A 25,497-nucleotide genomic window follows, 5' to 3' on the forward strand; every position below is an offset into this window, starting at 1 on the left:
TTTTAATATCTATTTGAAGAATTTTTTTCTCTATAACTTTTAGGATTATCCCCTGCAATCTTTTTAAATATCTTAGAAAAGGTTAAAGGGTCTGAATAACCTACAGATGCAGCTATGGATTTAATCGATAAGCTTGTATTTTTTAAGAGTTCAGAGGCTTTATCTATCTTATAGTTTACTAAGAATTCTTGTGGTGACACATTAATGTTTTTCTTAAAAATGTTTGTAAGGTAGCTTCTATTTATTCCAATATATTTAGCAATATCATTTACTTTTATATTGTGTGAATAATTATTTTCTATAAATTCTATAGATTTTTCTAAGTATAGCTCAGTATTTTTATAGGATTTTTGATTAGAGGTACTTTTTCGTGTTTCAACCAATTTGGACATAAAGAAGTATAGAAGACCTTCAAGTTTTAATTCAGTAGAATGATCCATTTCTTTTAGCTTAAACATTTCAAAAATATAATTCTTTAAAGAATCATCTTTTGAATATTCAAATATAGCATTTTCTTCATTGAGATTTGCATAGTTCAAATAAGTTTGAGCCTTTATACCATTAAAACCAATCCACATGTAGGTCCAGGGATTGGTTTTATCTGCTTCATAATAAGTTAACATGTTAGGGCAGATAAGAAATCCTTGATTTTTTTTAAGTTTATACGTTGTATTGTTAACAGTGTATGAACCCTCACCATCAATTATGTAGTGAATTAAATATTGTGACCTTATTGCTGGACCATATGAATGAGAAGGAGTACAGTTTTCCATTCCACAGTAACATAAAAATAGATCTACTGATTGTTTCTTTTGAGGTTCCAAGTATTTGTATTTGGGATCTTCAAAATATTTAATTTTCAAACAAAACAACTCCTTTAAGTCCATATAAATTTAAATTTGACTATGATATATGATTTCAAACATAACATTTATACATGAGTAACATACATAATGCCATATAATTTATTATTATATCAGATTATAATAAATTATATAGATTTAAATTATGAAAGATAAATGGAGGAATAAATATGGCGATTATTTATGATAATGTTACAAAAACATTTCACCTTAAGACTAAAAAAACAAGTTATATAGCAAAAGTATTGGAAAGTAACCATCTATCGCATTTATATTGGGGAAAAAAGATAAATAGTAATAATTTAGATTATCTTTTAGAAAAAAATTTATGGGGAAGCTTTCTTTCTAATACAGATAATATAGGAAATTTTCAGTTAGAAGCTACAGCTCAGGAATATCCTGGATATGGAAGCACTGATTTGCGTTCACCAGCAATTGAGATTCAATTTGAAGATGGTACAACAGCTACCGATTTTAGATATAGTGGTCATAAGATTTATAAAGGAAAGCCATCTCTTAAAGGGTTGCCATCAACATATGTCGAAAATGATGAAGAAGCAGAAACTTTAGAAATATACTTAATAGATAAATTAAAAAATGTAAAGGTTATATTAACTTATAATGTATTTGAAGAATTCGATGCAATAACAAAATGCGTTAAAATAATAAATGAAAGTGAAGATAATGTAAGCGTTTTAAGAGCGTTAAGTTCTAATGTTGATTTTAAAGAAGATGATTTTGATTTTATACATTTATCTGGTGCATGGGCAAGAGAAAGACATATTGTTAGAACAAGTCTTAGATCTGGCATGCAATCTATAGAGAGTAGAAGAGGGGCAAGCAGTCATGCACAAAATCCTTTTATGGCATTAGCAAGAAAAGGAACAGATGAGCAAAAGGGTGACGTATATGGCTTTAGTTTAGTTTATAGTGGAAATTTTTTAGCTGCTGCTGAAGTAGATATGTATTATAAGACAAGAGCTCAAATTGGAATAAATCCTTTTGATTTTAAGTGGTTATTAGAAAAAGGAGAGGAGTTTCAGACTCCAGAAGCAGTTCTTGTATATTCTCCAGATGGATTAACAGGAATGTCTCATATCTATAACAATTTGTATGGGAAACGCTTGTGTAGAGGAAGCTATAGAGATAAGGTAAGGCCAATACTTATAAATAATTGGGAGGCTACTTATTTTGATTTCAATGAAACTAATATAAAGGAAATTGCAAACGAAGCAAGTAATTTAGGAATAGAACTTTTTGTTCTTGATGATGGATGGTTTGGTAAGAGAGATGATGATACTACATCTCTTGGAGACTGGTTTGTTAATGAAGAAAAAATAAAAGGTGGACTTGGAAAGTTATCTAAAGAAATAAACGATATGGGATTAAAATTTGGTCTTTGGTTTGAACCAGAAATGGTATCTCCAAAGAGTGAATTATATAAAAAGCATCCAGATTGGTGTATAGACATACCAGGTAGAAATAGATCAACTGCAAGAGAACAGCTTATATTAGATTTATCGAGAGAAGAAGTATGCGATTATATAATACAATCAGTTAGCAATGTATTGGAAAATGCTTCGATTTCTTATGTGAAATGGGATATGAATAGAAACATGAGTGAAATAGGTTCAATTGGATTACCACCTGAAAGGCAAAGGGAAACAGCACATAGATATATGTTAGGTTTATATAGAATTCTAGAAGAAATAACAACAAGATTTCCTAATATATTATTTGAAAGTTGCTCTGGAGGTGGTGGAAGATTTGATCCAGGGATGCTACATTATATGCCACAAACATGGACAAGTGATGATACAGATGCTATAGAAAGATTAAAGATTCAATTTGGTACTTCATTAGTTTATCCTAGTGCATCTATGGGATGTCATGTTTCAGCAGTACCAAATCACCAAGTTAGCAGAATTACGCCTATAGAAACAAGAGGAATAGTTGCTATGGCAGGAAATTTCGGCTATGAACTTGATATTACAAAGTTAACTCAAGAAGAAAAGGATGCAATAAAAGATCAAGTTAAGTTATACAAGGAAATAAGAGAAACAGTTCAATTTGGAGATACATTTAGATTATTAAGTCCATTTGAAAGCAATGAAGTTGCGTGGATGAATATTTCCAAGGATAAATGCGAAGTTGTTGTAAGCTATGTTAAACAATATGCAGAGCCAAATAAATGGAATAAGCCATTAAAGTTAACAGGATTAGAAGATGAAGCTAAGTACAAAATAGTTGGTGAAGATATTGTTTTAGGTGGAGATGAATTAATGAATATTGGTTTAGTTATACCTGAGCTTAAAGGCGATTACTCAGCAAAACAATGGATTTTAAGAAAAATATAAAACGTTCAGTTTTATTTACTGCATTATTTTCATAATGTTCATATAAATATGTTAAATAAAATAATAGGTTGTATATAAATATTACATTATATACGACCTATTATTTTATTGATGAAAGAAATAGGTATAAAAGTAAAATACAAAAAAATCCAAAAAAGTTATTGACAAAACTATCTATACTGTATATATTGTATATATACAGTATGAACACGAAGGAGTGACGTATAAATTTGAAAATATTAATTTCAAATAAGTCTGACTTACCTATTTATGAACAAATTAAAGCACAAATTAAAGAACAGATTTTAAGTGGTAGAATTCCAGAAAATGAATTTTTACCATCAATAAGACAACTTGCAAAGGATTTGGGAATAAGCGTAATTACAACGACAAGAGCTTATTCAGATCTTGAAAGTGAAGGGTTCATTGCTACTGTTAGAGGGAAAGGCAGTTATGTACTTCCTAAAGATAATGAGATGGTAAGAGAACAATATTTAAAAGAAATTGAAGATGCTTTTATGATTGCAATTGAGAAAAGTAAGTTAGCTAATATATCAAAAGATGAACTTATATTGATTTTGAAGAATTTGATTGAGGAGTGAGAGTAATGAACGCACTTGAAATAAAGAATTTAAATAAAGATCTTAATGGGTTTAATATTAAAAATATAAATTTAGAATTGCCTAAGGGATATATTTTAGGATATATAGGTCAGAATGGAGCAGGCAAGACTAGTACAATAAAACTTATTATGAATCAACTTAAACGTGATACTGGAGAAATAAGAGTATTTGGAAAACAATATGAAGATGATGAAGCAGAATACAAGGATATGATAGGATTTATTGGAGATGAGTGTTATTTTCCTACTTGTTTTACGCTGAAAGACGTAATTAATACATTGAAAGATTTCTATTCTTCATTTGATGAAGTTAAATTTAATGAATATGCTGAAAGATGGGCACTTCCATATAAGAAAAAAATTAAGGATTTTTCAAAGGGAATGAAAGCTAAGTTATCATTCGCAAGTGTTCTATCTAGGGATACAAAATTACTTTTGTTAGATGAACCAACTAGTGGACTTGATCCTGTTGTTAGAAATGAAATTTTAGAAATATTACAAGAATACATTTCAGATGGTGAGAGAAGTGTAATATTCTCTACACATATTGTGAGTGACTTAGAAAAAATAACAGATTATCTTTATTTTATTAATAATGGAGAAAAAGTATTTCATGATACAACAGAAAATATATTAGAAAGTCATTTAGTAGTAAAAGGTGGCACTGATGATTTGACAAATGAATTAAAGGAAAAGTTATTAGGATATAAATCATCTAATATTGGATTTGAGGGATTAATTAATTTAGAAGATAAAAAATATTTGGATGATAATTTACTATTTGAAAAACCATCTATAGATGACATTATAGTATTTTACATTAATGCTGCAAGGAAAAATTAATAAAGAATACTATAAGTTATCGTAATAGTGATAATATAATTCACTAAGGATTTAAGAAATGAGGTTTAAAACAATGAAAACTATTCTAAGTTATTTAAAATTAGATTTAAGGATAAGCAAAAGAAGTTTATTGTGTGTAGCACCAGCATTAATTTTTTCGGCATATATGTTTTTTGAAAAGAACGTTTATATATTAGGTTGTAGCATTATAACTTTAATTATCATGGGATATATATCTTATTTGATATCGTGTAGAATTTGCAGGAGAAAGGAAGTTTGATAATATGAAAGATTCCATAAATTACTTGAAATTTGATTTAAGAATTACTAAAGAAAGTACTAAGTTTCAGATATTAATAATTGCTCTATTTTACATTATATTTATGTTTTTTAAACATGCCTATGTTTTTGGAATGTCATATTTATTTTTTTTATTGATAATTTTTTCAAGAATCCCATTTAGTTTGCAAGGGAATGAAAAAAGTACGGAAATGTATTATATGTTCCCAGCTAAAATTTCAAGTATGGTGTTAGGTAGATTTTTATATTTAATATCATATATGTTTCTAATATTCACTATATGTGGGATTAACATATTATACCTAAGTTTACAAAATAAAATTAGTAATATTGAGATGGTGGTAATTTTATTGTCAGCAATTATAAGTGGCATATTATGTTTTATTCAGTATCCTATATATTATAAATTTGGATCAGAAAAAGCAGTAACATTTATATATTTTTTACCAGCAATAGGTGTTTTGGCATTACCAAACTTTTTATTAGAAAAAAATATATATTTAGGTGAGAATATACTTCAAAATATAGATTTTAATAATATTATTATTTTAATAATGTTCGGTTTAGTGATTTTAATTTTTATAGGATACATTTCTTATTTAAGTTCATTTAAAATCTGTAAAAAAAGAGAAATATAAGATATTTGTATATCTCTAAATTTGTCATAAAAAATCAAAAATAAATTAAGATTAAATTAATGTTTAAATTAACATTTATTTATAATATATATGTATAATGTAAATATAATTAAATACATGTTAATTATGGTTGAAATGTACAAATTAAACATTTGAAATGGGGGAATAGAAAATGAAAATTAAAAAAACATTAGCAATTATTATGGCTGCAACTTTAAGTGTAGCAGCAATGACTGGTTGTAGCGAGGCGACAACTAATTATGCAAAGGAACTTGCTAATACATCTAGCTGGGAAGCAACAACTTCTGAAGCAACAGGAACAGTTAGTGTTGATGCAAAAGGAGAAAAGAATGACGTTACATTTACAGCTACAGGATATTGTTCAGGTGAGAACGGATATTCAGAAGTTAAATTTAATAATACACAAGGGAAAATTAAAATTCCAGATATTAAATGCTATATAGAAGATGGAATTGCCTACATTAATAAGAGCTATTATGAAGCAAATTATACAATGAATGGTCAAGCTGTTCCGGAAGGATTAGCAAATATAAAGGAAGATTATATTGGAATAGATTTAGGATATGATAATGATCTAATGAAGACTTTAACTAGTAAACCAGATTCAATAATTGAATTAAGCAAAATGATATTTGGAGATAATAATGATCTTGATTTACCATATTCTCAAAATGGAAGAGAATATACTTTAAATCTTGATACAGATGCAACAGTAGATTTAGGCGTTAAAGCAATTAAAGCAGCATCAAATAATATAGAAAAAATTAATAGTACATTTAATTTAAAATTAACTGATGAAGATATGAATAATATGAAAACAGCAGTTAATGGTGATGAATTTAATTCTGGTATAAGTGATATTAAAGCACAATTTGCTGGTTCAAATATTTATTCAAAAAAAATATTTAGTGACAATGATTATACTGCAGATACAAATATAAATATAAAAGTTAAAGATTTAATGAATATGTCAATTTCATTAAATCAAAAAGCTTCTAAGAGTGAAGTGAAATCAATAGATTTTCCAACTAGTAAAATAAAAGTTACTCAAGCAGAATTTAATAAATTAGTTTCTAAAGGAAATGAAAAGACAAATGTTCAGGCTACAGCACAAGAAGCAACATCAGGTTTAGCTACAGCTTATAACGGAAAATAGAATATACCTAATAAATAGATACTATATTTAACTGAGTCAAGATGATATACAAGTCATCTTGGCTCAGTTTTTTTATTTTCCAATGAACATATTGTATTGAACAATGAAAGGTGTTAGTATAATGTTGTTCAAAAAATGAACTTGTGGTGAACGGGAAAATAATAACTATATTTTGGGACAATAGAATAAAATAATGTAATGTGAAGTTTCAATAATGGGGGATGAGATCAAATGGGAAGAATAAAAACAGCAGTTATATTAGCTGCAGGAATGGGGTCTAGATTACAGGATATAACTCAAAATAAAGTTCCAAAAGGTCTTATAAAAGTAAATGGAAAGACCTTGGTAGAAAGATCAATTGAAAAGCTTAGGAGTTTAGGAATAGACAAAATTTATATTGTTACAGGTCATTTAAGTGAATCTTATGATGAATTAGCAAAAAAAAATAAATATATTAAAACAATAAAAAATAGAAAATATAAGGCAACAGGGAGTATGACTTCTTTATCAATATTGGAACATGAATTAAAGGAAGATTTCTTACTGCTTGAAAGTGATTTAATATATGAAGTTTATGGACTGATAAAAGTTATTAATTTCGAACAAGATGATTGTGTTTTGTTAAGCGGAAGGACAAATTCTGGAGATGAATGCTATGTGGAAATTAGAGATGATAATTTATATAAGATATCTAAGCATAAGGAAGAAATAGAAAATGTTTATGGAGAATTAGTTGGTATTTCAAAAATTTCAATAGAATTATATAAGGAAATGTTAAAACAATATAAAAATTTTAATATTGAAACAATGGAGTATGGTCAAAGGACAAAAAAGTATGATTATGAAAATGCCATGTTTGATGCGGCAAAAAATAGAAAAATAGGATACTTAAAAATTGAAAATTTAATATGGGGAGAAATTGATGATAAAAATCATCTTAATAGAATAGAAAAAACAATACTTCCTAGATTAGAGAAAGTTAATAAAGTTAGGAGTGGTTTATAATATGAAAAAAGTTTATGTAGCTATGAGCGCAGATATAATTCATCAAGGACATTTAAATGTATTAAATGAAGCTAAAAAATTAGGAGATGTAATAGTAGGGTTACATACAGATGATGTAATTAGAGGCTATTGGAGAAATCCAATAATGAAGTATGACGAAAGAAAAGAAGTGATTGAAAATATTAAGGGAGTTGTACAAGTAGTACTTCAAGATACTTTAGACCAAGTTCCAAATTTGTTAGATATAAAACCTGATTATGTTGTTCACGGTGATGATTGGATAGAAGGATCTCAAAAGGTGTTTAGAGATAAAGTTATAAATGCAATAAAAGAATGGGGAGGAAAACTTGTTGAAGTTACTTATACTCAAGGTGTATCTATTTCAAAATTAGATGAACAATTAGCGGAAATCGGAATAACTCCTCAAAAGAGAATGAAAAGTTTAAAGGAATTAATTTATTCTAAAAAGCCAGTAAGGATACTTGAAGCTCATAATGGTTTAACAGGATTGATTGTTGAAAAAACTAAAGTTGAAAAGAATGGTAAGATTAAAGAATTTGATGGAATGTGGATAAGTTCCTTATGTGATTCAACGGCTAAAGGTAAGCCAGATATAGAATTGGTAGATTTAACATCAAGGTTAAACACAATTAATGATATTTTAGAAGTTACAACAAAGCCAATAATTGTTGATGGTGATACAGGTGGACAAATTGAGCATTTTGTTTATACAGTTAAAACTCTAGAAAGATTAGGTGTATCAGCAATAATTATTGAAGATAAGACAGGCCTTAAGAAAAATTCTTTATTTGGAACTGAAGTTAAACAAACACAAGATAGTATGGAACATTTCTCGGAAAAAATAAAAGCAGGAAGAGAAGCTAGAGTAACTAGCGATTTTATGATAATTTCAAGAATTGAAAGTTTAATATTAAAAGCGGGAATGGATGATGCAATAAATAGGGCAAAAGCTTATATTGAAGCTGGTACTGATGGAATTATGATTCATAGTAAAGAGAAAGACGGAAAAGAGATAGTTGAATTTTGTAAAAGATATAATGAAATTGAAAATAAGGTGCCATTAGTGGTAGTTCCAACTTCTTATAATTTTATGAAGGAAGATGAATTAGTTGAATTGGGCATAAATGTGATTATTTACGCAAATCATCTCATTAGAAGTGCATACCCAGCAATGGTGAATACTGCAAAGAGTATATTAGAAAATGAAAGATCTAAGGAAGCCTCATCTAACTGTATGCCAATAAAGGAAATACTTACATTGATTCCTGGTGGAATGTAATAAGAGAATGAATGATGAAGAATGGATAGGGAATTTCTAAAAGATTAAAAAATTATGAGAAATTTTTATCTTAATCTTTATCATTCATTATTAATCAATTGAAATTGGAGTTGATTTAAATGGTTGATGTTAAAGAGTTTTATAATGAGTTATTAAATAATGAAATAGATTTTTTTACAGGAGTTCCTGATTCATTGTTAAAATCTTTTTGTGGTTATATAAAAGATAATGTAAGTAATGATAAGCATATAATGGCTGCAAATGAGGGCAATGCCATAGGACTTGCAAGTGGATATCATTTAAGCACTGGAAAGATAGGACTTGTCTATATGCAAAATTCAGGAATAGGAAATGCTATAAATCCACTTGCATCTCTTTGTGATAAATTAGTTTATAGTATACCAATGCTTTTACTTATTGGCTGGAGAGGTGAACCAGGTAAAAAAGATGAACCGCAGCATAACAAGCAAGGATTGATTACAACTAAAATTTTAGATGTTATGGAAATACCATATGAAATTATAGATGAAAATATTAATTGTGATGATATGAAACTAAAAGTGAGAACAGCTTGCGAATATATGAAGAAAAATAATGAGCCGTATGCTTTAATTATAAAAAAAGGAGCCTTTGGTGAATATAATCTTAAGGATAATTCTATTGTGAATTTTGATTTAACAAGAGAAGAAGCTATAGAAGTTTTACTATCGTGTATGAATGAAAATTCAACAATAGTATCAACTACAGGAATGACATCAAGGGAATTATTTGAACTTAGAGAAAAACGTCAAGAAAATCATAATAAAGATTTTTTAACTGTAGGATCTATGGGACATGCTTCGCAGATAGCTTTAGGAATTGCATTAAATAATAAGGAAAATGATGTTTATTGCATTGACGGAGATGGCGCGATGATTATGCATCTTGGAGGGTTAGCTATAATAGGAAATCAAGAAGTTAAAAATTTTAAGCACATATTAATAAATAATGGAGCTCATGATTCGGTTGGAGGACAAGAAACTGTTGGATTAAAAATAGATATAGTAAGTATTGCAAAAGCTTGTGGATATAAGGAATGTTATTCATGTTCATCAAAGAATGAAATTATGATGTATTCAGAGAAAATAAAAAATTCTGAAGGATCAGTATTATTGGAAATAAAAGTTAAAAAGGGTGCTAGAAAAGATTTAGGGAGACCTACTAAAACACCAATTGAGAATAAAATTGCTTTTATGAATTTTTTACAGGATTGATATAAAGCTTTTAATTTGAAATTAAGATAGGAGAAATAAAAATGGATATTAAGAGAAATATATTGTTAAATCCAGGACCTGCAACAACTTCTGATAGCGTAAAATTTGCACAAGTTGTTCCAGATATTTGCCCAAGAGAAAATGATTTTGGAACTGTAATGGAATTTATATCATTAGAACTTACTAATTTAGTAGCTTCAAGTGGTAAATGCACAACTGTATTATTTGGTGGGTCAGGAACAGCAGCTGTTGAATCTATTTTAAGTTCAGTAGTTGATAATGGGGCTATTTTGATAATAAATAATGGTGCTTATGGAAAGCGAATGTGTGAGATAGCAGAAATTTATAAACTAAACTATATAGAATTTAAAAGTTCACCTATTGATGGAATAGATTTAAATGAGTTAGAAAATAAAATAAGAAGTTATAATATAAATGAAAAGCAATATGGTATAACTCATGTTGCAGTCATACATCATGAAACAACTACAGGAATACTAAATGATATAAAAGGTGTAGGTAAAATTTGCAGAAAATATAATATAGATATGATAGTTGATGCAATGAGTTCTTTTGCAGGAATACCTATTAATATGGAAGAAATGAATATAAAATATTTAGCTTCAAGTTCTAATAAATGCATACAGGGCATGGCAGGAGTAAGTTTTGTAATTGCCAATATAGAAGCTTTAGAAAAAACTAAAAGTATTAAATCAAGAAATCTGTATTTAAATTTATACAAACAATATTCATATTTTAAAGATAATTATCAAATGCGATTTACACCTCCAGTTCAAGTTTTATATGCATTAAAACAAGCTATAATAGAAGCTAAGGAAGAGACTATAGAAAAGAGATACAAAAGATATAAGTCTTGCTGCAAAATTCTTTGGGATGGTTTAGATAGATTAAAGTTAAAGAGATTGGTAAAAGATGAGAATGCATCTATGTTATTAACATCAATTATTGAACCTAATATATCAGGATATAGTTTTGAAGAACTTCATGATTATTTATATGAAAGAGGTTTCACTATTTATCCAGGAAAAATATGTTCAACAAACACTTTTAGAATAGCCAATATAGGAGAAATATATCCAGAAGAAATAAAAAATTTCATAGAAATATTACGAGAATATTTCCATGAAATTGCAAAACATTAAAGTTTGGCAATGCTAACCGAAATTAGCCACATATTTGTTCCATAGGACTAAGAAAATTTCGCTGGGAACATCTAAATGCCAGGTTGTACCTACTTCAGTTTGCTCCAAATATAAAATTTAGACAAACTAAAATGGAACAACCAGACATTAAGATGTTTAAGCAGCTTATTTTCAAGGCCTATTTCACAAATATGTGGCTAATTTCTCTGTTTGTGCTAAACTACTTTAGATTAGTAATAACAATGAACATTAATATAATAAAAGTAAGGTTGATATGTTAAAAAAGTTAATTTGTTAACTAGAAATAAAAGCTACATATTTCTAGTTCATATATCTATTAAGATATGAGGTAGATTTAGTTTAAGTTTAAATATTTATACGAAAAATACTTAAAGTTATCACAAAACAAAGAAATGTTACCAATATATGTGCAGCAGGCATTGGAAAATGAATTGTTGGAGTTACTTAATGAGAGGTTGTTCACCTATTGATTGTTGAAAGCTTGCCTTTGTAGCAATCTGTAGGCGATGCAACCTCTTATTTAGTAACTCTCAATGAAATTTTCCTAGTCCTGCGAAACATATATTTGTAATATTTCGGTTAGTCATCACAAAACTTCAATGTTTTGTGATACATTAAATACTGGTTAACGCAATTTTAGCGAAACGTTAAATCTACATGGATTGTAGTAACCATCAGTTATATTCCAGTCTTGGAAGTCTTTTTTATCATATAATAAGTGCTCTTCTCTATGTGAAGTGACAGGTAAATCACCAATAAAGATTGCATCTTTTGCTATTCTCTTTAATTCAGCAATTGCTTGTTTTGCATATTCTTGATTTGGAAAGTAGTGAAATGCACCAAAGCAGAATACTTTATCGAAACTTTTATCTTTAAAAATTAAATCATTTGCTTCTCCATGTAAAACTGAGTTATTAAGCAATTTAATATGTTTTTTTACAAGAGTACTAGAGTAATCCACGCCAACATACTCACCACATTTTATATATTGAGCTAGTCCACCAGCACCGCAAGCAACTTCTAATATCTTATCAGTTTCCTTAATATCCAATTCAATAGTAATTTGTCTTGCAATTTCTTTTACATTAGCAGTTGTATCTTCGTATCCATCTAATTCTTCTAAACACTTAGTATTACTTCTACCTTTTCTTTCCCAAACTTCTTTCCAATATGACATATCTTCCATAATTCTCTCCTCCTGAATTTAAATAATAATGTAAATATCAAATTAATGATTATAATAATCATTAATTTTGAAGAAAATTTATTTAATAATAAATTAGGTTCATTTATTGAACAACATTATATTATCATGGTTCAATGTTCACTACAATAAGTTCATCAAATAAACTAAAAGTATTGAGTATTTTTCATTTAAGTTAAAAAATTAAATTATAAATATAGCATTACGTAAGGAACATTAAAAAAATACCAAGTCCATGTGATTAATAAAATCTAACAAATAATTTTTCAAGTTATGTCATTAAAAGGCTATAAAGAGGCATAAAAAGATTATAAATATGTTGAAAATTAACAAAAAATGGTTTATAATGTTATTATTATCAAATAAATAACAAAAGAGAGATTAAAATGATAAAGGAACTTTCTAACAAAATAGTAAATAGTGTAGCAAATGATGAGTGTAGTAAAGATGATATTGAACAGATGGACTATGCTTTAAGAACTATTTTATATGAATTTATAAAAGCGTTTTCATTAATAATTATTTTTTCTTTATTTGGATATTTAAAGCAATCCTTAATTATCACAGTGATGATGTGTCTTATTAAGCCTTTTATAGGTGGATATCATGAAGAAACTCAAATTAAGTGTTTTATAGCAACTTTGTTATTAGCAGCTGGAATATTGATTCTAAGTTTGCAATGTAGCCTAAGTTTCGTAAGTAATGTTATATTAATTGTTCTGAGCATATTTTGTATATGGAATCAGGCTCCAATAATAAATTCTAAAATGCCACTTACAAATCTAGAGTTAATAAAGAAAAATAGAATTAGAGGTGTAAGAAACTCAATAATAATTGGAATAATATCTATAGTTTTATATAACTATAGTAATTATTATTTATTAATAACATGGACAATATTATTTGAAGCTTTACTCATGTTTGATAAAAGAAAATATTAATAAATTTAGTTGTTTATTATATTTTTTTATAAAAATTAAAAGGATGGTGATTTTATGATAAAAAAATTAATATGTGTATTTTTAAAAAGAGTATCAAACTCTATGATTTCATTAGCTCCAGCATCATATGGAGGGTATGGAACTGAAGAAATGCCTGAATATATGAAAAAATTAAGATAAGCGTTTCAGTTTATTAATTTAGGAGGCATAATTTACATTGATTATAATAGATATAATAACTTCGATATTACAGTCAATAGCATTTGGGTATACAATAAATTATTGTATAGATGAGGAATATAAAGTAAGCAAGGTTAAATTATGTTTAATGATTCTGGTGTTTTCAATAATAGGAAGTTTTTTGTTTATATTAATGGGATATAATAGTCCAATATCGATACTTATAACTCATATATTAGCTTTATGTGTGGTAGTTGGATTTTATAAAAAAAATATTGTATGTGCAATAACTGCACACACAATGAGTTATTTTATTATACAAATCTACACTATTGTATTTTGTAGCATAATATATGAATTTATTAATGAAATGATAATCATTGGATATATAAATTATATTAAAATTTGTACTATTTATGTTCCTGAATGGATAATATTGTTTTTTTATTTTAAACATATTGATAAAATAAAAGAAGTTTATAGATTAATTATAATGGAAAAGTTTTATATAAATTTCTTAATAATTAGTTTTATATTAGATTTTATAACTACTTTTTATATGTTGTCTTTAGGTATAGAAAGCCAACTAATTAGAGATATTATATATATACTATTTTTCTTGTTTTTTATTGCTGTTATTGTTTATTTTTGGAGAATAAATCAAAAATCAAAGCAGATTTATGAATTGAATAAATCTTTAGAAATTAAAAATAATGAGCTTAGAAAAATAAAACATGATTATGGTGCTCAAATTTCTTATTTATATGGTCTTTGTCTTATGGAAAGGTTTGATGATTTAAAAAAATCTTTAAAGGATATTATAAATAACAATGAATCAACACCAACAGCTGTAGAAATTAGTGATAATGAGAATTCATTATTGTCTCTTGCATTAAAACCAGCTATAGATAAAGGAATACATGTAATAGTAGAAGAAAAGTGCGACTTTAAATTAGTAATCATGGAAGAAATTGAACTTTATAGAATTATATCTAATATAGTAAATAATGCTATTAGGGCAATGAATGGTAAAGGGATAATAATAGCCAAGACTTATGAATATTCAGGAAATATAATAATAAAAATAGAAAATAACGGACCTAAAATAGAAGAAAAGCATTTAGAAGACATATTTAAATCTGGATTTACGACTAAAGATAATAATGACAAAAGTCATGGTTTTGGATTACATATAGTAAAAAATTTAGTAGAGAGTTACAAGGGAAAAATATCTGTAAAAAGTACAGATGTATCTACTCAATTTAAAATAGTCTTGCCTATAAAATAATTAATAATATGATAATTATTTTGAGAAATGATAAAAATATTTAAAAAATTTAAATGTTTTTATCATTTTTTTGAATGATAAATGGATTATTTTTACACAAATAAAACATAAACAAATATTTATAATTTATCAAGAATAGTGTAAACTGTTAAGTGAAATATATCTAAGCACAATTAAGAAAATAATGCATTAGTATGCGTATCTATTGTTTTCTTGATTGTACGTAACATAACAAAGGGGTGCTATGGAATGTATAAAATAATTAACAAAATGGAGCTTACGCAAAATATATATTTAATGGAAATTGAAGCTCCTAGAGTAGCAAAGGCTGCAAAACCAGGACAATTCATAATTATTAAAAATGATGAAAAAGGAGAAAGAATTCCTTTAACAATTGCAGATTATGATAAAGAAAAGGGAACTGTATCGATAGTATTTCAAACAGTTGGAAAAAGCACAAAAGAGTTAGCTACATATGAAGTAGGAGAATGTGTATGTGATTTTGTTGGACCATTAGGACAACCTAGTGAATTTGTACATGAAAACTTAGAAGAATTAAAGGATAAAAAGATAATATTTATAGCAGGGGGTGTTGGGGCAGCACCGGTATATCCTCAAGTAAAATGGATGCATGAAAATGGAATTGCTGTAGATGTTATTTTAGGAAGCAGAAACAAAGATTTGTTGATATATGAAGAAGAACTAAAGAAAGTTTCAGGGAATTTATATGTGACAACTGATGATGGCTCTTATGGATTTAAAGGAACTGGATCAGATATGCTTAAGGAACTAGTTAATAATCAAGGCAAAAAGTATGATCATGCAGTTATCATAGGACCTATGATAATGATGAAATTTACTTCTATGCTAACTAAGGAATTAGGAATTTCAACTACAGTAAGTCTTAATCCAATAATGGTTGATGGTACAGGAATGTGTGGAGCTTGCAGAGTTACCGTTGGAGGAAAAGTTAAATTTGCTTGTGTTGATGGACCAGAATTTGATGGTCATTTAGTAAATTACGATGAATCAATGAGAAGACAAGCTATGTATAAGACTGAAGAAGGAAGAGCTACTTTAAAGTTAGAAGAAGGAAATACTCATAGTCATGGTGGCTGTGGTTGCAGAGGTGATAAATAATGGATATGAATGAAAGATTAATTAGAATACCTGTAAGAGAGCAAGATCCTAAAGTTAGAGCTAAAAATTTTGAAGAAGTTTGTATTGGATATAACGAAGAGGAAGCTACAAAAGAAGCTTCAAGATGTTTAAATTGTAAAAATCCTCAATGCGTAAAGGGATGCCCAGTATCTATTAATATTCCTGGATTTGTTGAACATGTTAAAAATAGCGAGTTTGAAAATGCTGCAAAGGAAATTTCTAAGTATAGTGCACTACCAGCAGTATGTGGAAGAGTATGTCCACAAGAAAAGCAATGTGAAGGAAAGTGCGTACTAGGAATAAAGGGCCATGCTGTATCTATTGGTAAACTTGAAAGATTTACAGCAGATTGGGCAGCGTCACATAATGTTGATTTAAGTGAAACAGAAGCTAAAAATGGAATTAAGGTGGCTGTTATAGGAAGTGGTCCATCAGGATTAACTTGTGCTGGAGATTTGGCTAAAAGAGGATATGATGTTACTATATTTGAAGCACTTCACAAGGCTGGCGGAGTTTTAGAATATGGTATTCCAGAATTTAGACTTCCAAAAGAAAAAGTCGTTAAAAATGAAGTCGAAAACATTAAAAAGTTAGGTGTTAAAATAGAAACTAATGTTATCATAGGAAGAACAATAACTATAGATGAATTGTTTGAAGATGAAGGATTTAAAGCAGTATTTATAGGATCTGGTGCAGGACTTCCAAGATTTATGGGGATAGATGGAGAAAATGCAAACGGAGTATTCTCAGCAAATGAATTTTTAACTAGAGTTAACTTAATGAAAGCTGCAGTAGAAGGATATGATACACCAGTTAGAGCTGGTAAAAAAGTTGCAATAGTTGGTGGTGGAAATGTTGCTATGGATGCAGCAAGAACAGCATTAAGACTAGGTGCAGAGAGTCATATTGTTTATAGAAGAGGAGAATCTGAACTTCCGGCAAGAGCAGAAGAAGTACATCATGCTAAAGAAGAAGGTGTAATCTTTGATTTATTAACAAATCCAAAAGAAATTTTAGTGGATGAAAACGGATGGGTTAAAGGAATGAAGTGCATAAGAATGGAACTTGGTGAACCAGATCCATCTGGAAGAAGAAGTCCAATTGAAGTTGAAGGGTCTGAATTTATTATGGATTTAGATACTGTAATAATGTCTCTTGGAACATCACCAAATCCATTAATTTCATCAACAACTAATGGATTAGAAATTAATAAGAGAAGATGTATTGTGGCAGAAGAAGAAACAGGATTAACTACAAAAGAAGCAGTTTATGCTGGTGGAGATGCAGTAACAGGAGCAGCAACAGTAATTTTAGCTATGGGTGCTGGTAAAAAAGCTGCAGCAGCTATTGATGAATATTTACAAAGTAAGTAGAATATCATGAATTTCTAAATTGATACTTTATAAAACAAAAAAATAGATATTAAGGAGCCTTAAAATTAAGCTTTTAAGGCTCTTATGCATATGAAAGAAAATAACAAGTTCAAAATGTCATGATTAAAAATAATCTTGGCAGATGGAATTGTTATTTTTTTGAATGTGCCTTATTGCATACATGGTTAATTAGAAGTATAATAATCAAATGAAATGTTTTCTATACTATCATATCAATAATTCAAATCAACAGTGCTTTCTCAGTTATTATAACAATTTACCAATAAGCTATGAATGAATGTGAACGAATTTGATTTTTTTTGAATTTTTTCTTTGACAAATTTAAATTTGTATTATAGAATATACTCTAGACAGTAAATAAAGATAATTATCTCATAGTCTTATGTACAAACATTTACATCAAGGGGCGAAGCAGATATAGCGCGATAACACGAGTTATATATTAGAAGTAATAAATTTTAAAGAGAAGGAAGAATGAAAGTGAACAAAGCAATTAACCTAATTAAAAGACTAATTTTATTTTTCGTTGGAATGAGTATAATTCAGTTCGGTGTAGCACTATTTTTAAAGACTAATATTGGTTCTGATACTTTTACAGTTTTTACACAAGGATTAGCGTCTACATTAGACAAAACTGAATTAAGAAATTTTGGACTAGTTAAATTTATAGCAGGAAAACCAGAAGTAACACCAGGCGTAGCTAACATGATAATTTTAGTTGTATTATTTACAGCAATAATTTGCATTGAAAGAAAACGTATAAACATAGGAACATTAATTTGTGTTGTAGGGGTTGGACCTATTATTGACCTTGGTGTAAAGGTTGTATCGTTATTCCCAGTGGATTCTTATAATTATTTTGTAAGAGCATTATTAGTTGTATTTGGATGTTTTATAATTGCAGTAGGATTTTCAGTTTTATCAGCTACTAATGTAGGTGTTGCACCAAATGATATTGTTCCATTTATAATACAAGATAAAACTAAAGTTCAATATCGTTGGATTAGAATAACACTAGATGCAGGATATTTAATTATAGGATTTTTATTAGGTGGAAAAGTTGGAGTTGGTACGGTAATATCAATGGTAGCAATAGGACCATTTATACAATTCTGTCTTCCATACGGAGAAAAATTCGTAAATATGCTAACAGGACAAGCTAAAGAACAAAACGAAGATGATAGCGAAGTAGCTGTTCAAGCTTAAAATATATTTAATGTATAATCAAAAAAGTAGTTGCTAAAATGATATGCTCCCTTTATAGTAGACAGTTAAAATAATAAAACTGTTTCTATAAAGGGGGTGTTTTTTATGGGCAGAAAAGAAAAAGTTTCTATTGAAGAAAAGCTAAGAGTTATTAAATCTTACCTATCAGGTGAAAAAAGTGCTGCACAAATATGTTCTGATTTTAGCATCCATAATCAATCATTTAGGAATTGGATTCGTAAGTATAATATGAATGGTGAAAACGGATTAGTTGTTACTCATAAAAATAAAATTTATTCAGAAGAAATCAAATATATGGCAATTCATGATTATCTTGATGGCAACGGTTCATTGGAAAATATATGCACTAAATATGAAATTCCATCAATTTATAGTCTCCAACAATGGATTAAGAAGTATAATAGTCATAAGATATTTAAATCTCACAATAAGCAAGGGGATAGAATTATGACTAATGGAAGAAAAACCACTTATGAAGAAAGAATTGAGATTGTTGCATTCTGCATTTCGAATAATGATGATTATCAAGCCACTGCTGATAAATTTAAGGTTTCTTATCAACAAGTTTATACATGGGTAAGAAAATATAAATCTAATGGATATGAAGAGTTAATGGACCGTCGCGGTAAGCGTAAAGAGCCTGAGGAGCTTACTGAGTCTGATAAATTATCAGCACAACTAAAACTTATTGAAGCAGAAAATAGACGTTTAAAGATGGAGAATGATTTCTTAAAAAAATTGAAGGAAGTAGAAAGAAGGCGATAAGCACTAGAATCATCCAAGAATATAAATATATTTCTATAAAAGAATTACATGAGGAAAATGGCTATCCAATAGCTGATTTATGCAATTTAGCTAGTATTGCACGATCATCTTACTACAAATGGATTAACCGTTCAGAGACTGAATTAGATAAAGAGAATTCAATAATACTAAAAGAAATTGTTAAGCTTTATGAAGATGTACATGGTATCTATGGATACCGTCGGATAACAATGAATATAAATCGACTTCTTAATAAACAGTATAATCATAAACGAATTTATAGATTAATGAAGTCTATTAACATGAAATCAGTTATAAGAAAAAAGAGAAAGTCTTATCTACAAAGTACTCCACAAATAACGGCAGAAAACAAATTAAATAGAGAATTCTATGCAAAGAAACCAAATGAAAAATGGTTAACAGATGTTACTGAGTTTAAGATACTTAATGGTCAAAAGGCTTACCTCAGTGCAATATTTGATTTATCTGATAAAAGCATTATTTCTTATGTGGTCGGTCACTCAAATAACAATCAACTTGTTTTTGATACACTTGACTTAGCAGTAATTGCTAATCCGACTGCAAAGCCACTTTTTCATAGTGATAGGGGATTTCAATATACTAATAGAACTTTCAAGGCTAAACTTGATAAGATTAATGCAACTCAAAGCATGTCACGTGTCAGTAGGTGTATCGACAACGGACCAATGGAAGGTTTTTGGGGAACTCTCAAATGCGAGATGTATTATTTGCAAAAATTTTATACTTATGAAGAATTAAGACAAGCGATTGATGATTACATAGTATTTTATAATACAAAGAGGTTACAGAAAAATTTAAAAGGTCTGACTCCAATTGAATATCGAAATCAGACCTTAGCTTCATAATTTTTTTATTTTTTCATCTGTCTACTTGACAGGGGGCAGTTCAAAATGGCAGCTACTTTTATTTATTCAAAATTATGTTATTTGACAATGCATTTATAATGCTATATAATTTACAATACAAGGTGAACATTCTTTGAAAAGTGAATATGTTATTAAACCATCTTAAACCTGGGGGCGTTTTGGCTTCGACGGGGGCGGGATCGGGTTTGTTAAGCGAGTCGAGGGAAGCATGTGTCCTCGTTAATAAAGTATGCATTAAATGTAAACGCAGAAGACAATTTTGCATTAGCAGCTTAGTTTAATAGCTGTTCATCAGCCCGGGTTGCCTACGGCTCGGATCACTGGTGTCATTTAAGTGGGAAACGAAGTTTAGCAAAGCTTTGAGCTAAAGGGGTATTTATGAAGCTACCGGAAAGTATAGCCTGCCTAAGGGCGCTGCTTTTGGGGAATCTTAAAACTTAGACTGCACTCGGAGAAAGACAAATTCAGCTGCTTTCGGACAGGGGTTCGATACCCCTCGCCTCCACCATGAAACCCACGAAAATCTAAAATTTGGATTTTCGTGGGTTTATTTTTATTTATGACTAGTGTAATATAAAAATAGATTATTCCATATTATACAAATGAAAATATAAATTTAAAAATAGTTATAGAATATAAATAATATTTATGAGGAGTGAAGAATATGGCTAGAAAACGTTCAGCTTTATATAGTATAGCCAAAGAAATAGAAAGAGCAAATAAAAGAGCTATTGCTGAACAAAATAGAATTAACAGGCAAATAGAAAGAGAAAGAAGAGCTTTTGAGAGAGAGCAAAAAGCATTAGAAAGACAAAATGCCCTTTTAGAAAAAGAAAATGCAATAAAGTATGCAGAAATATTAACAAAGGAAGCAGAAAATAAAAGATATATTATAAATAATTTGTTAAAAAATATTTATAAAAGAAAGATAAGGTTTAATTGGGAAAAGTATAAAGATTATTCGAAATTTAAAGAGGTTTTAGTTCAAGAAGACGTTCCTCTAAAACCTAATGAAGATAAATATAAAACAAAAAAATCACTAATTAATTTATTGATACCATCTAGAAAAAGAAAAGAAGAAGAAAAGCTTAAAGAAAAGCTAGAGTTTGAATTACAAAATTGGAAAAATGATTGTAAGAGAATAGAAGAAGGAAATAAATTAAGGAAAGATGAATGGTTAGATAAAAAAAGTGAATTTGAAAAACAGCAAGATTCAATTAATACTCATCAAGATGAGATAAAAAAGAGATTTGAGAACGGGGAGATAGATGGGATAGAATTCTTTTTTAATGAAGTGCTAAACAGCAATAATTATCCGGAGTATTTCAATTTAGACTGGGAAATAGAATATAATAATTTAAATAAAATGTTAATTATCGAATATGAGCTTCCTAAAAAATCAGATATTCCAAACTTGAAACAAGTGCAATATATTCAAACAAGAAAGGAATATAAGGAAACATATATTAAAGAATCAGAAATAAATAAAATTTATGAAGAAGCATTATATCAATTATGCTTATGTGTAAATTATGTATATATAGCATGGATAATTTAGGTTATATAGAAGGTATAGTATTTAATGGATATTTAACAGATATAAATAAAAGTAATGGTATAGAAGAAACAAAATGTTTAATATCATTACAAACTGAAAAATCAAAATTTATGAAAATTAATTTGGGAAATGTAGATGCAAAATTATGTTTTAAGAGTCTAAAAGGAATTGCAGGTGCAAAGTTAAGTGATTTGGTTGCAGTTGCACCAATAATTAATATAAATAATAGTGATAAAAGATTTATTGAATCACGTGAAATAGGAAATTCAATAAATGGATATAATCTTGCTTTAATGCATTGGGAAGATTTTGAATATTTAATTAGAGAAGTATTTGAAAAAGAGTTTTCAAAAGAAGGAGCAGAGGTAAAAATAACTCAGGCAAGTAGAGATGGAGGTGTAGATGCTATAATATTTGATCCAGATCCAATAAAGGGTGGAAAATATATAGTACAGGCCAAAAGATATACTAATATAGTAGGAGTTTCTGCTGTAAGAGATTTATATGGAACTGTTATGAATGAAGGTGCATCAAAAGGAATTTTAGTTACAACGTCTGATTATGGTAGAGATTCATATGAATTTGCAAAAAATAAGCCAATAACCTTATTAAATGGAGCTAATTTATTACATATATTAGAGAAACATGGATATGAGGCTAGAATAGATTTAAGTGAGGCTAAAATTTATATGAATTCATAGCGTTCGTATTAATTAGAAATATATAGGTGTGTCAAGCATAGAGGTTGTAGAACATGTGTTATCTAATAGCAAAGAAATTTAATGAAGAAGGCAGTTTAGTATTAGAAGTTGAGCAACGAAAAAGATTAGCATCATTATCTAAATATTTAACATTAACAACATTAGAACGTGGTGTTCAAATAGTAACATTAAATGACTTAGAAAGTTTTAAGGAATATTCTCCATATACATTGGTAAATGATGAAGTTGATTTTATAAGTAAAGTTGTTAATATGTAATATATTGAGACTAAAAAGAGATGAAATTTATTGGTGGATTTCAAAGGTCACGCTTCGCCTCCACCATAAAAAACACGATCATTTGTATGTGGCTTAAATAGCTGCTTACAGGTGGTCGTGTTTTTTATGGTTACGGGGTAGCGTTACAATCAAACCCACAGAAATCTAAAAATCTATAATTGCAGAAGAAATTGATAAGAACATAAAAAAAGCAAAATAAAGCTGATAGTGAAAAGAAGGCAGTATTGCTAAAACAAATAAATAAAGTTGAAGGTCAAATTAATAATATAGTAATTGCTATAACAAATGGATTTGTTCAAGAAGAGTTGAAAGCTAAAATGGATGAGCTTAAGAATAGGAAGAGTGAATTAGAAGCTAAGTTGTTAGAAATTGAGGATAAAGACATTAATCAAATCGTAACAGAAGCAGATGTAAGAAGCTTGTTAAGCAATTTTAGTGGCTATGTAATTAGCAGGAATGTTCCAGAATGCAAAAATTCATAAGAGACTTTGTAAAAGAAGTCATAGTGTATAAAGAACACATTGAAGTTATCTTCAATGTGTCTTTTTCTTTGCTCAAAAATAACGAAGGAGTTAAAGTTTTAACCCAAATTAGAAGGTATGATTTGTATGAGAGATATAGTCTGAGTTTCTATATTAAAGTAAGTTAACTCGATATATTTATTTAGGTTCCTATTATATTAAAAATTTATCATATGGACAAAATATGTCCGTATGGTAGTGATATATTTTAAGCATGTATATTGGAGGTATTGATAAATGGATATGTTAGATCAAGAATTTAATTATGTATATGAAATAAAAGATAACAACATGCATAACAATAATAGATGCTTAATTAAGAGTGAAATTAAACCAGAGGATATGAAAAACTTAATATTTTATATTCAATACAAGTATCAGAGCATTATTCCACAATCAGTATTAACAAGAGGTGAGATTAAAGAATTATTAATAAAGTGTTATGAAGTAGAGAATATTGATGATGTAAATACTGATGATATTATAAATTTACAAGAGAATTTTAAAAAATATTTTAATAAAGAAAAAGGGAAGAGCATAATTAATAATTTTTCTATATATGAAATCAAGGGATTAATACTAGAATTACAGAAAATAGTGTACTTAACAATAGAAATGTGGAGATGATTAAATTTACTTAAAGAAAAATAAGTTAACAGTATACAAAAATTAATATTTTAAGTAAAATATTGTTGAGGGAGCAATAAAAATGGAATTTGTAGAAGAAAATGATAAAAAAAGAGATGCAGATGAAGAAATATCAATTGAAAGGCTAACTATATATAGAATTCTTGATCTTTACAATTTAATCAATAAAGAAACTCAATTTAATAAAGGTGTTTTTGCAGAAGATTCTGGTGCTAGTGAAAGAACAGTTAGAAGAGACATTAAATGTTTAAATGATTATTTTAAACGTAACTATGAAAATAAGGGTTCCATTGGTGTGTATAGGGAAATAAACTACTGTCGTAAAGATAATGTATATAAAGTAAATTTGAGAGGAGATTGTGATTTTTCTGAAAGTGATATTTACGCTTTTACAAAAGTTATAATACAATCTAGAGCATTTACAAGTAAAGAAATAAGAAGAATATTAAGTATATTAGCGTCTCAAGTTAAGGATGCATCAGTTATTAAAGAGATAATTGAAAAAGAAGAACTTTACTATGTTGAGCCTCAGCACAAGAAAGATATAATTGATCTGCTTTGGATTATGCGAAAGAGCATCGAACGATGTAAACAAGTTGAATTTGATTATACAAGAGCTGATGGGAAAAAGAAACGTCATGTAGTAAATCCAATAGCAATAGTTTTTAATGAATATTATTTTTATATAGTTTCCGAAATTGAAAAGGGAAGCAGTAAAATTGAGATACCTTTTAGGGTTGATAGAATTAAAAATTATAAAGAAACTAATAAAAATTCTACATATCCTTATGGGAGATTTGAGGAAGAAAAATATAGAAAAAAGGTTCAGTTCATGTATACTGGGGATTTTAAAACTATTGAATTTGAGTTCTTTGGAGATTCTATAGAAGCAGTTTTGGACAGGTTGCCAACAGCAGAAATTATTGAGAAAACCGATAAGTGCTATAAAGCTAGAGCAGAGATTTATGGTGAAGGGGTAAAGAGATGGATTCTTTCACAAAAGGAATTTCTGAAAGTTACTAAACCACAGGAATATGTTGAAGAAATTAAAGAAACTATCAGAAGAATGTATGATTTGTATAATGTTTAAATTTAATACAATATTATATGATTATATTTATGCTTAATAAATATAATTATGATTAGTTTCTAAATTAGAT

25 protein-coding genes and 1 other RNA gene are annotated in these 25,497 nt (G+C 28.2%); 24 read left to right on the forward strand and 2 right to left on the reverse strand.

Annotation, left to right across the window (positions count from 1 at the left end; all coding sequences use genetic code 11):
- Nucleotides 1-2: 2 nt before the first annotated feature.
- Nucleotides 3-863 (reverse strand): AraC family transcriptional regulator, encoded by an 861-nt coding sequence (locus CLSA_RS04225; RefSeq protein ID WP_022744166.1) that lies wholly within the window; start codon nt 861-863, stop codon nt 3-5.
- Between the two features lie 170 nt (nt 864-1,033).
- Between CLSA_RS04225 and CLSA_RS04230 the strand changes: the two genes are divergently transcribed.
- The 9 genes from CLSA_RS04230 to CLSA_RS04275 all read left to right on the forward strand — a co-directional run bounded on the left by CLSA_RS04230 (nt 1,034) and on the right by CLSA_RS04275 (nt 11,521).
- The gene (locus CLSA_RS04230; RefSeq protein ID WP_022744167.1) at nt 1,034-3,220 is read left to right on the forward strand and encodes an alpha-galactosidase; all 2,187 of its coding nucleotides are present in this window, start codon (nt 1,034-1,036) and stop codon (nt 3,218-3,220) included.
- Between the two features lie 230 nt (nt 3,221-3,450).
- A complete protein-coding gene (locus CLSA_RS04235; protein WP_022744168.1) occupies nt 3,451-3,822 on the forward strand; it encodes a GntR family transcriptional regulator in 372 nt (123 codons plus the stop codon).
- 5 nt (nt 3,823-3,827) lie between these two features.
- Entirely contained in the window at nt 3,828-4,685 is an 858-nt protein-coding gene (locus CLSA_RS04240; protein ID WP_022744169.1) for an ABC transporter ATP-binding protein, read from the forward strand.
- Nucleotides 4,686-4,969: 284 nt separating this feature from the next.
- Nucleotides 4,970-5,623 carry an ABC-2 transporter permease gene (locus CLSA_RS04250; RefSeq protein ID WP_022744170.1) on the forward strand — a complete coding sequence of 218 codons (654 nt, stop codon included), beginning with the start codon at nt 4,970-4,972 and terminating at the stop codon, nt 5,621-5,623.
- 172 nt (nt 5,624-5,795) lie between these two features.
- The gene (locus tag CLSA_RS04255) at nt 5,796-6,800 is read left to right on the forward strand and encodes a hypothetical protein (protein WP_022744171.1); all 1,005 of its coding nucleotides are present in this window, start codon (nt 5,796-5,798) and stop codon (nt 6,798-6,800) included.
- A gap of 231 nt (nt 6,801-7,031) precedes the next feature.
- Nucleotides 7,032-7,805 (forward strand): phosphocholine cytidylyltransferase family protein, encoded by a 774-nt coding sequence (locus CLSA_RS04260; RefSeq protein WP_022744172.1) that lies wholly within the window; start codon nt 7,032-7,034, stop codon nt 7,803-7,805.
- Between the two features lies 1 nt (nt 7,806).
- Nucleotides 7,807-9,105, forward strand: coding sequence for a phosphoenolpyruvate mutase (aepX, locus tag CLSA_RS04265; RefSeq protein ID WP_022744173.1), 1,299 nt, complete (start codon nt 7,807-7,809; stop codon nt 9,103-9,105).
- 119 nt (nt 9,106-9,224) lie between these two features.
- On the forward strand, nt 9,225-10,358 hold the full coding sequence (aepY, locus tag CLSA_RS04270) for a phosphonopyruvate decarboxylase (RefSeq protein ID WP_022744174.1): 1,134 nt from the start codon (nt 9,225-9,227) through the stop codon (nt 10,356-10,358).
- A gap of 41 nt (nt 10,359-10,399) precedes the next feature.
- Nucleotides 10,400-11,521, forward strand: a complete 1,122-nt coding sequence (locus tag CLSA_RS04275; RefSeq protein ID WP_022744175.1) for a 2-aminoethylphosphonate aminotransferase — start codon at nt 10,400-10,402, stop codon at nt 11,519-11,521.
- A 646-nt stretch (nt 11,522-12,167) separates the two neighbouring features.
- Here CLSA_RS04275 and CLSA_RS04280 read toward each other — a convergent pair.
- Nucleotides 12,168-12,728: a class I SAM-dependent methyltransferase gene (locus tag CLSA_RS04280; protein ID WP_022744176.1), complete on the reverse strand. Its 561-nt coding sequence runs from the start codon at nt 12,726-12,728 to the stop codon at nt 12,168-12,170.
- A 404-nt stretch (nt 12,729-13,132) separates the two neighbouring features.
- Here CLSA_RS04280 and CLSA_RS04285 point away from each other — a divergent pair, with 404 nt between their 5' ends.
- The 15 genes from CLSA_RS04285 to CLSA_RS04340 all read left to right on the forward strand — a co-directional run bounded on the left by CLSA_RS04285 (nt 13,133) and on the right by CLSA_RS04340 (nt 25,427).
- Complete coding sequence (locus tag CLSA_RS04285) at nt 13,133-13,687, forward strand: accessory gene regulator ArgB-like protein (RefSeq protein WP_022744177.1); 555 nt, start codon at nt 13,133-13,135, stop codon at nt 13,685-13,687.
- Nucleotides 13,688-13,741: 54 nt separating this feature from the next.
- Nucleotides 13,742-13,867, forward strand: coding sequence for a hypothetical protein (locus CLSA_RS24200; protein ID WP_022744178.1), 126 nt, complete (start codon nt 13,742-13,744; stop codon nt 13,865-13,867).
- 37 nt (nt 13,868-13,904) lie between these two features.
- A complete protein-coding gene (locus CLSA_RS04290; RefSeq protein ID WP_022744179.1) occupies nt 13,905-15,155 on the forward strand; it encodes a sensor histidine kinase in 1,251 nt (416 codons plus the stop codon).
- A gap of 249 nt (nt 15,156-15,404) precedes the next feature.
- A complete protein-coding gene (locus CLSA_RS04295) occupies nt 15,405-16,295 on the forward strand; it encodes a sulfide/dihydroorotate dehydrogenase-like FAD/NAD-binding protein (RefSeq protein ID WP_022744180.1) in 891 nt (296 codons plus the stop codon).
- A complete protein-coding gene (gltA, locus tag CLSA_RS04300; protein WP_022744181.1) occupies nt 16,295-17,689 on the forward strand; it encodes an NADPH-dependent glutamate synthase in 1,395 nt (464 codons plus the stop codon). Before CLSA_RS04295 ends, gltA begins: the two co-directional genes overlap by 1 nt.
- A gap of 501 nt (nt 17,690-18,190) precedes the next feature.
- The gene (locus tag CLSA_RS04305; RefSeq protein ID WP_022744182.1) at nt 18,191-18,916 is read left to right on the forward strand and encodes a YczE/YyaS/YitT family protein; all 726 of its coding nucleotides are present in this window, start codon (nt 18,191-18,193) and stop codon (nt 18,914-18,916) included.
- 105 nt (nt 18,917-19,021) lie between these two features.
- The gene (locus CLSA_RS04310) at nt 19,022-19,702 is read left to right on the forward strand and encodes a helix-turn-helix domain-containing protein (RefSeq protein ID WP_022744183.1); all 681 of its coding nucleotides are present in this window, start codon (nt 19,022-19,024) and stop codon (nt 19,700-19,702) included.
- Between the two features lie 11 nt (nt 19,703-19,713).
- The gene (locus CLSA_RS04315; protein ID WP_257788124.1) at nt 19,714-20,589 is read left to right on the forward strand and encodes an IS3 family transposase; all 876 of its coding nucleotides are present in this window, start codon (nt 19,714-19,716) and stop codon (nt 20,587-20,589) included.
- Between the two features lie 170 nt (nt 20,590-20,759).
- Nucleotides 20,760-21,118: a transfer-messenger RNA gene (ssrA, locus tag CLSA_RS22400) on the forward strand.
- A gap of 156 nt (nt 21,119-21,274) precedes the next feature.
- On the forward strand, nt 21,275-22,168 hold the full coding sequence (locus CLSA_RS21925; RefSeq protein ID WP_052334784.1) for a hypothetical protein: 894 nt from the start codon (nt 21,275-21,277) through the stop codon (nt 22,166-22,168).
- Entirely contained in the window at nt 22,156-22,869 is a 714-nt protein-coding gene (locus CLSA_RS21930) for a restriction endonuclease (protein WP_158380588.1), read from the forward strand. Before CLSA_RS21925 ends, CLSA_RS21930 begins: the two co-directional genes overlap by 13 nt.
- 53 nt (nt 22,870-22,922) lie before the next feature.
- Nucleotides 22,923-23,147 (forward strand): DUF6718 family protein, encoded by a 225-nt coding sequence (locus tag CLSA_RS04325; RefSeq protein WP_022744185.1) that lies wholly within the window; start codon nt 22,923-22,925, stop codon nt 23,145-23,147.
- 245 nt (nt 23,148-23,392) lie between these two features.
- Nucleotides 23,393-23,650, forward strand: a complete 258-nt coding sequence (locus CLSA_RS04330; protein ID WP_022744186.1) for a hypothetical protein — start codon at nt 23,393-23,395, stop codon at nt 23,648-23,650.
- A 276-nt stretch (nt 23,651-23,926) separates the two neighbouring features.
- The gene (locus CLSA_RS04335; RefSeq protein ID WP_022744187.1) at nt 23,927-24,316 is read left to right on the forward strand and encodes a hypothetical protein; all 390 of its coding nucleotides are present in this window, start codon (nt 23,927-23,929) and stop codon (nt 24,314-24,316) included.
- Nucleotides 24,317-24,398: 82 nt separating this feature from the next.
- Nucleotides 24,399-25,427 carry a helix-turn-helix transcriptional regulator gene (locus tag CLSA_RS04340; RefSeq protein ID WP_022744188.1) on the forward strand — a complete coding sequence of 343 codons (1,029 nt, stop codon included), beginning with the start codon at nt 24,399-24,401 and terminating at the stop codon, nt 25,425-25,427.
- The last annotated feature ends 70 nt before the right edge of the window (nt 25,428-25,497 follow it).

Source organism: Clostridium saccharobutylicum DSM 13864, assembly GCF_000473995.1.
In the GTDB taxonomy this organism is placed as follows: Bacteria; Bacillota; Clostridia; order Clostridiales; family Clostridiaceae; genus Clostridium; species Clostridium saccharobutylicum.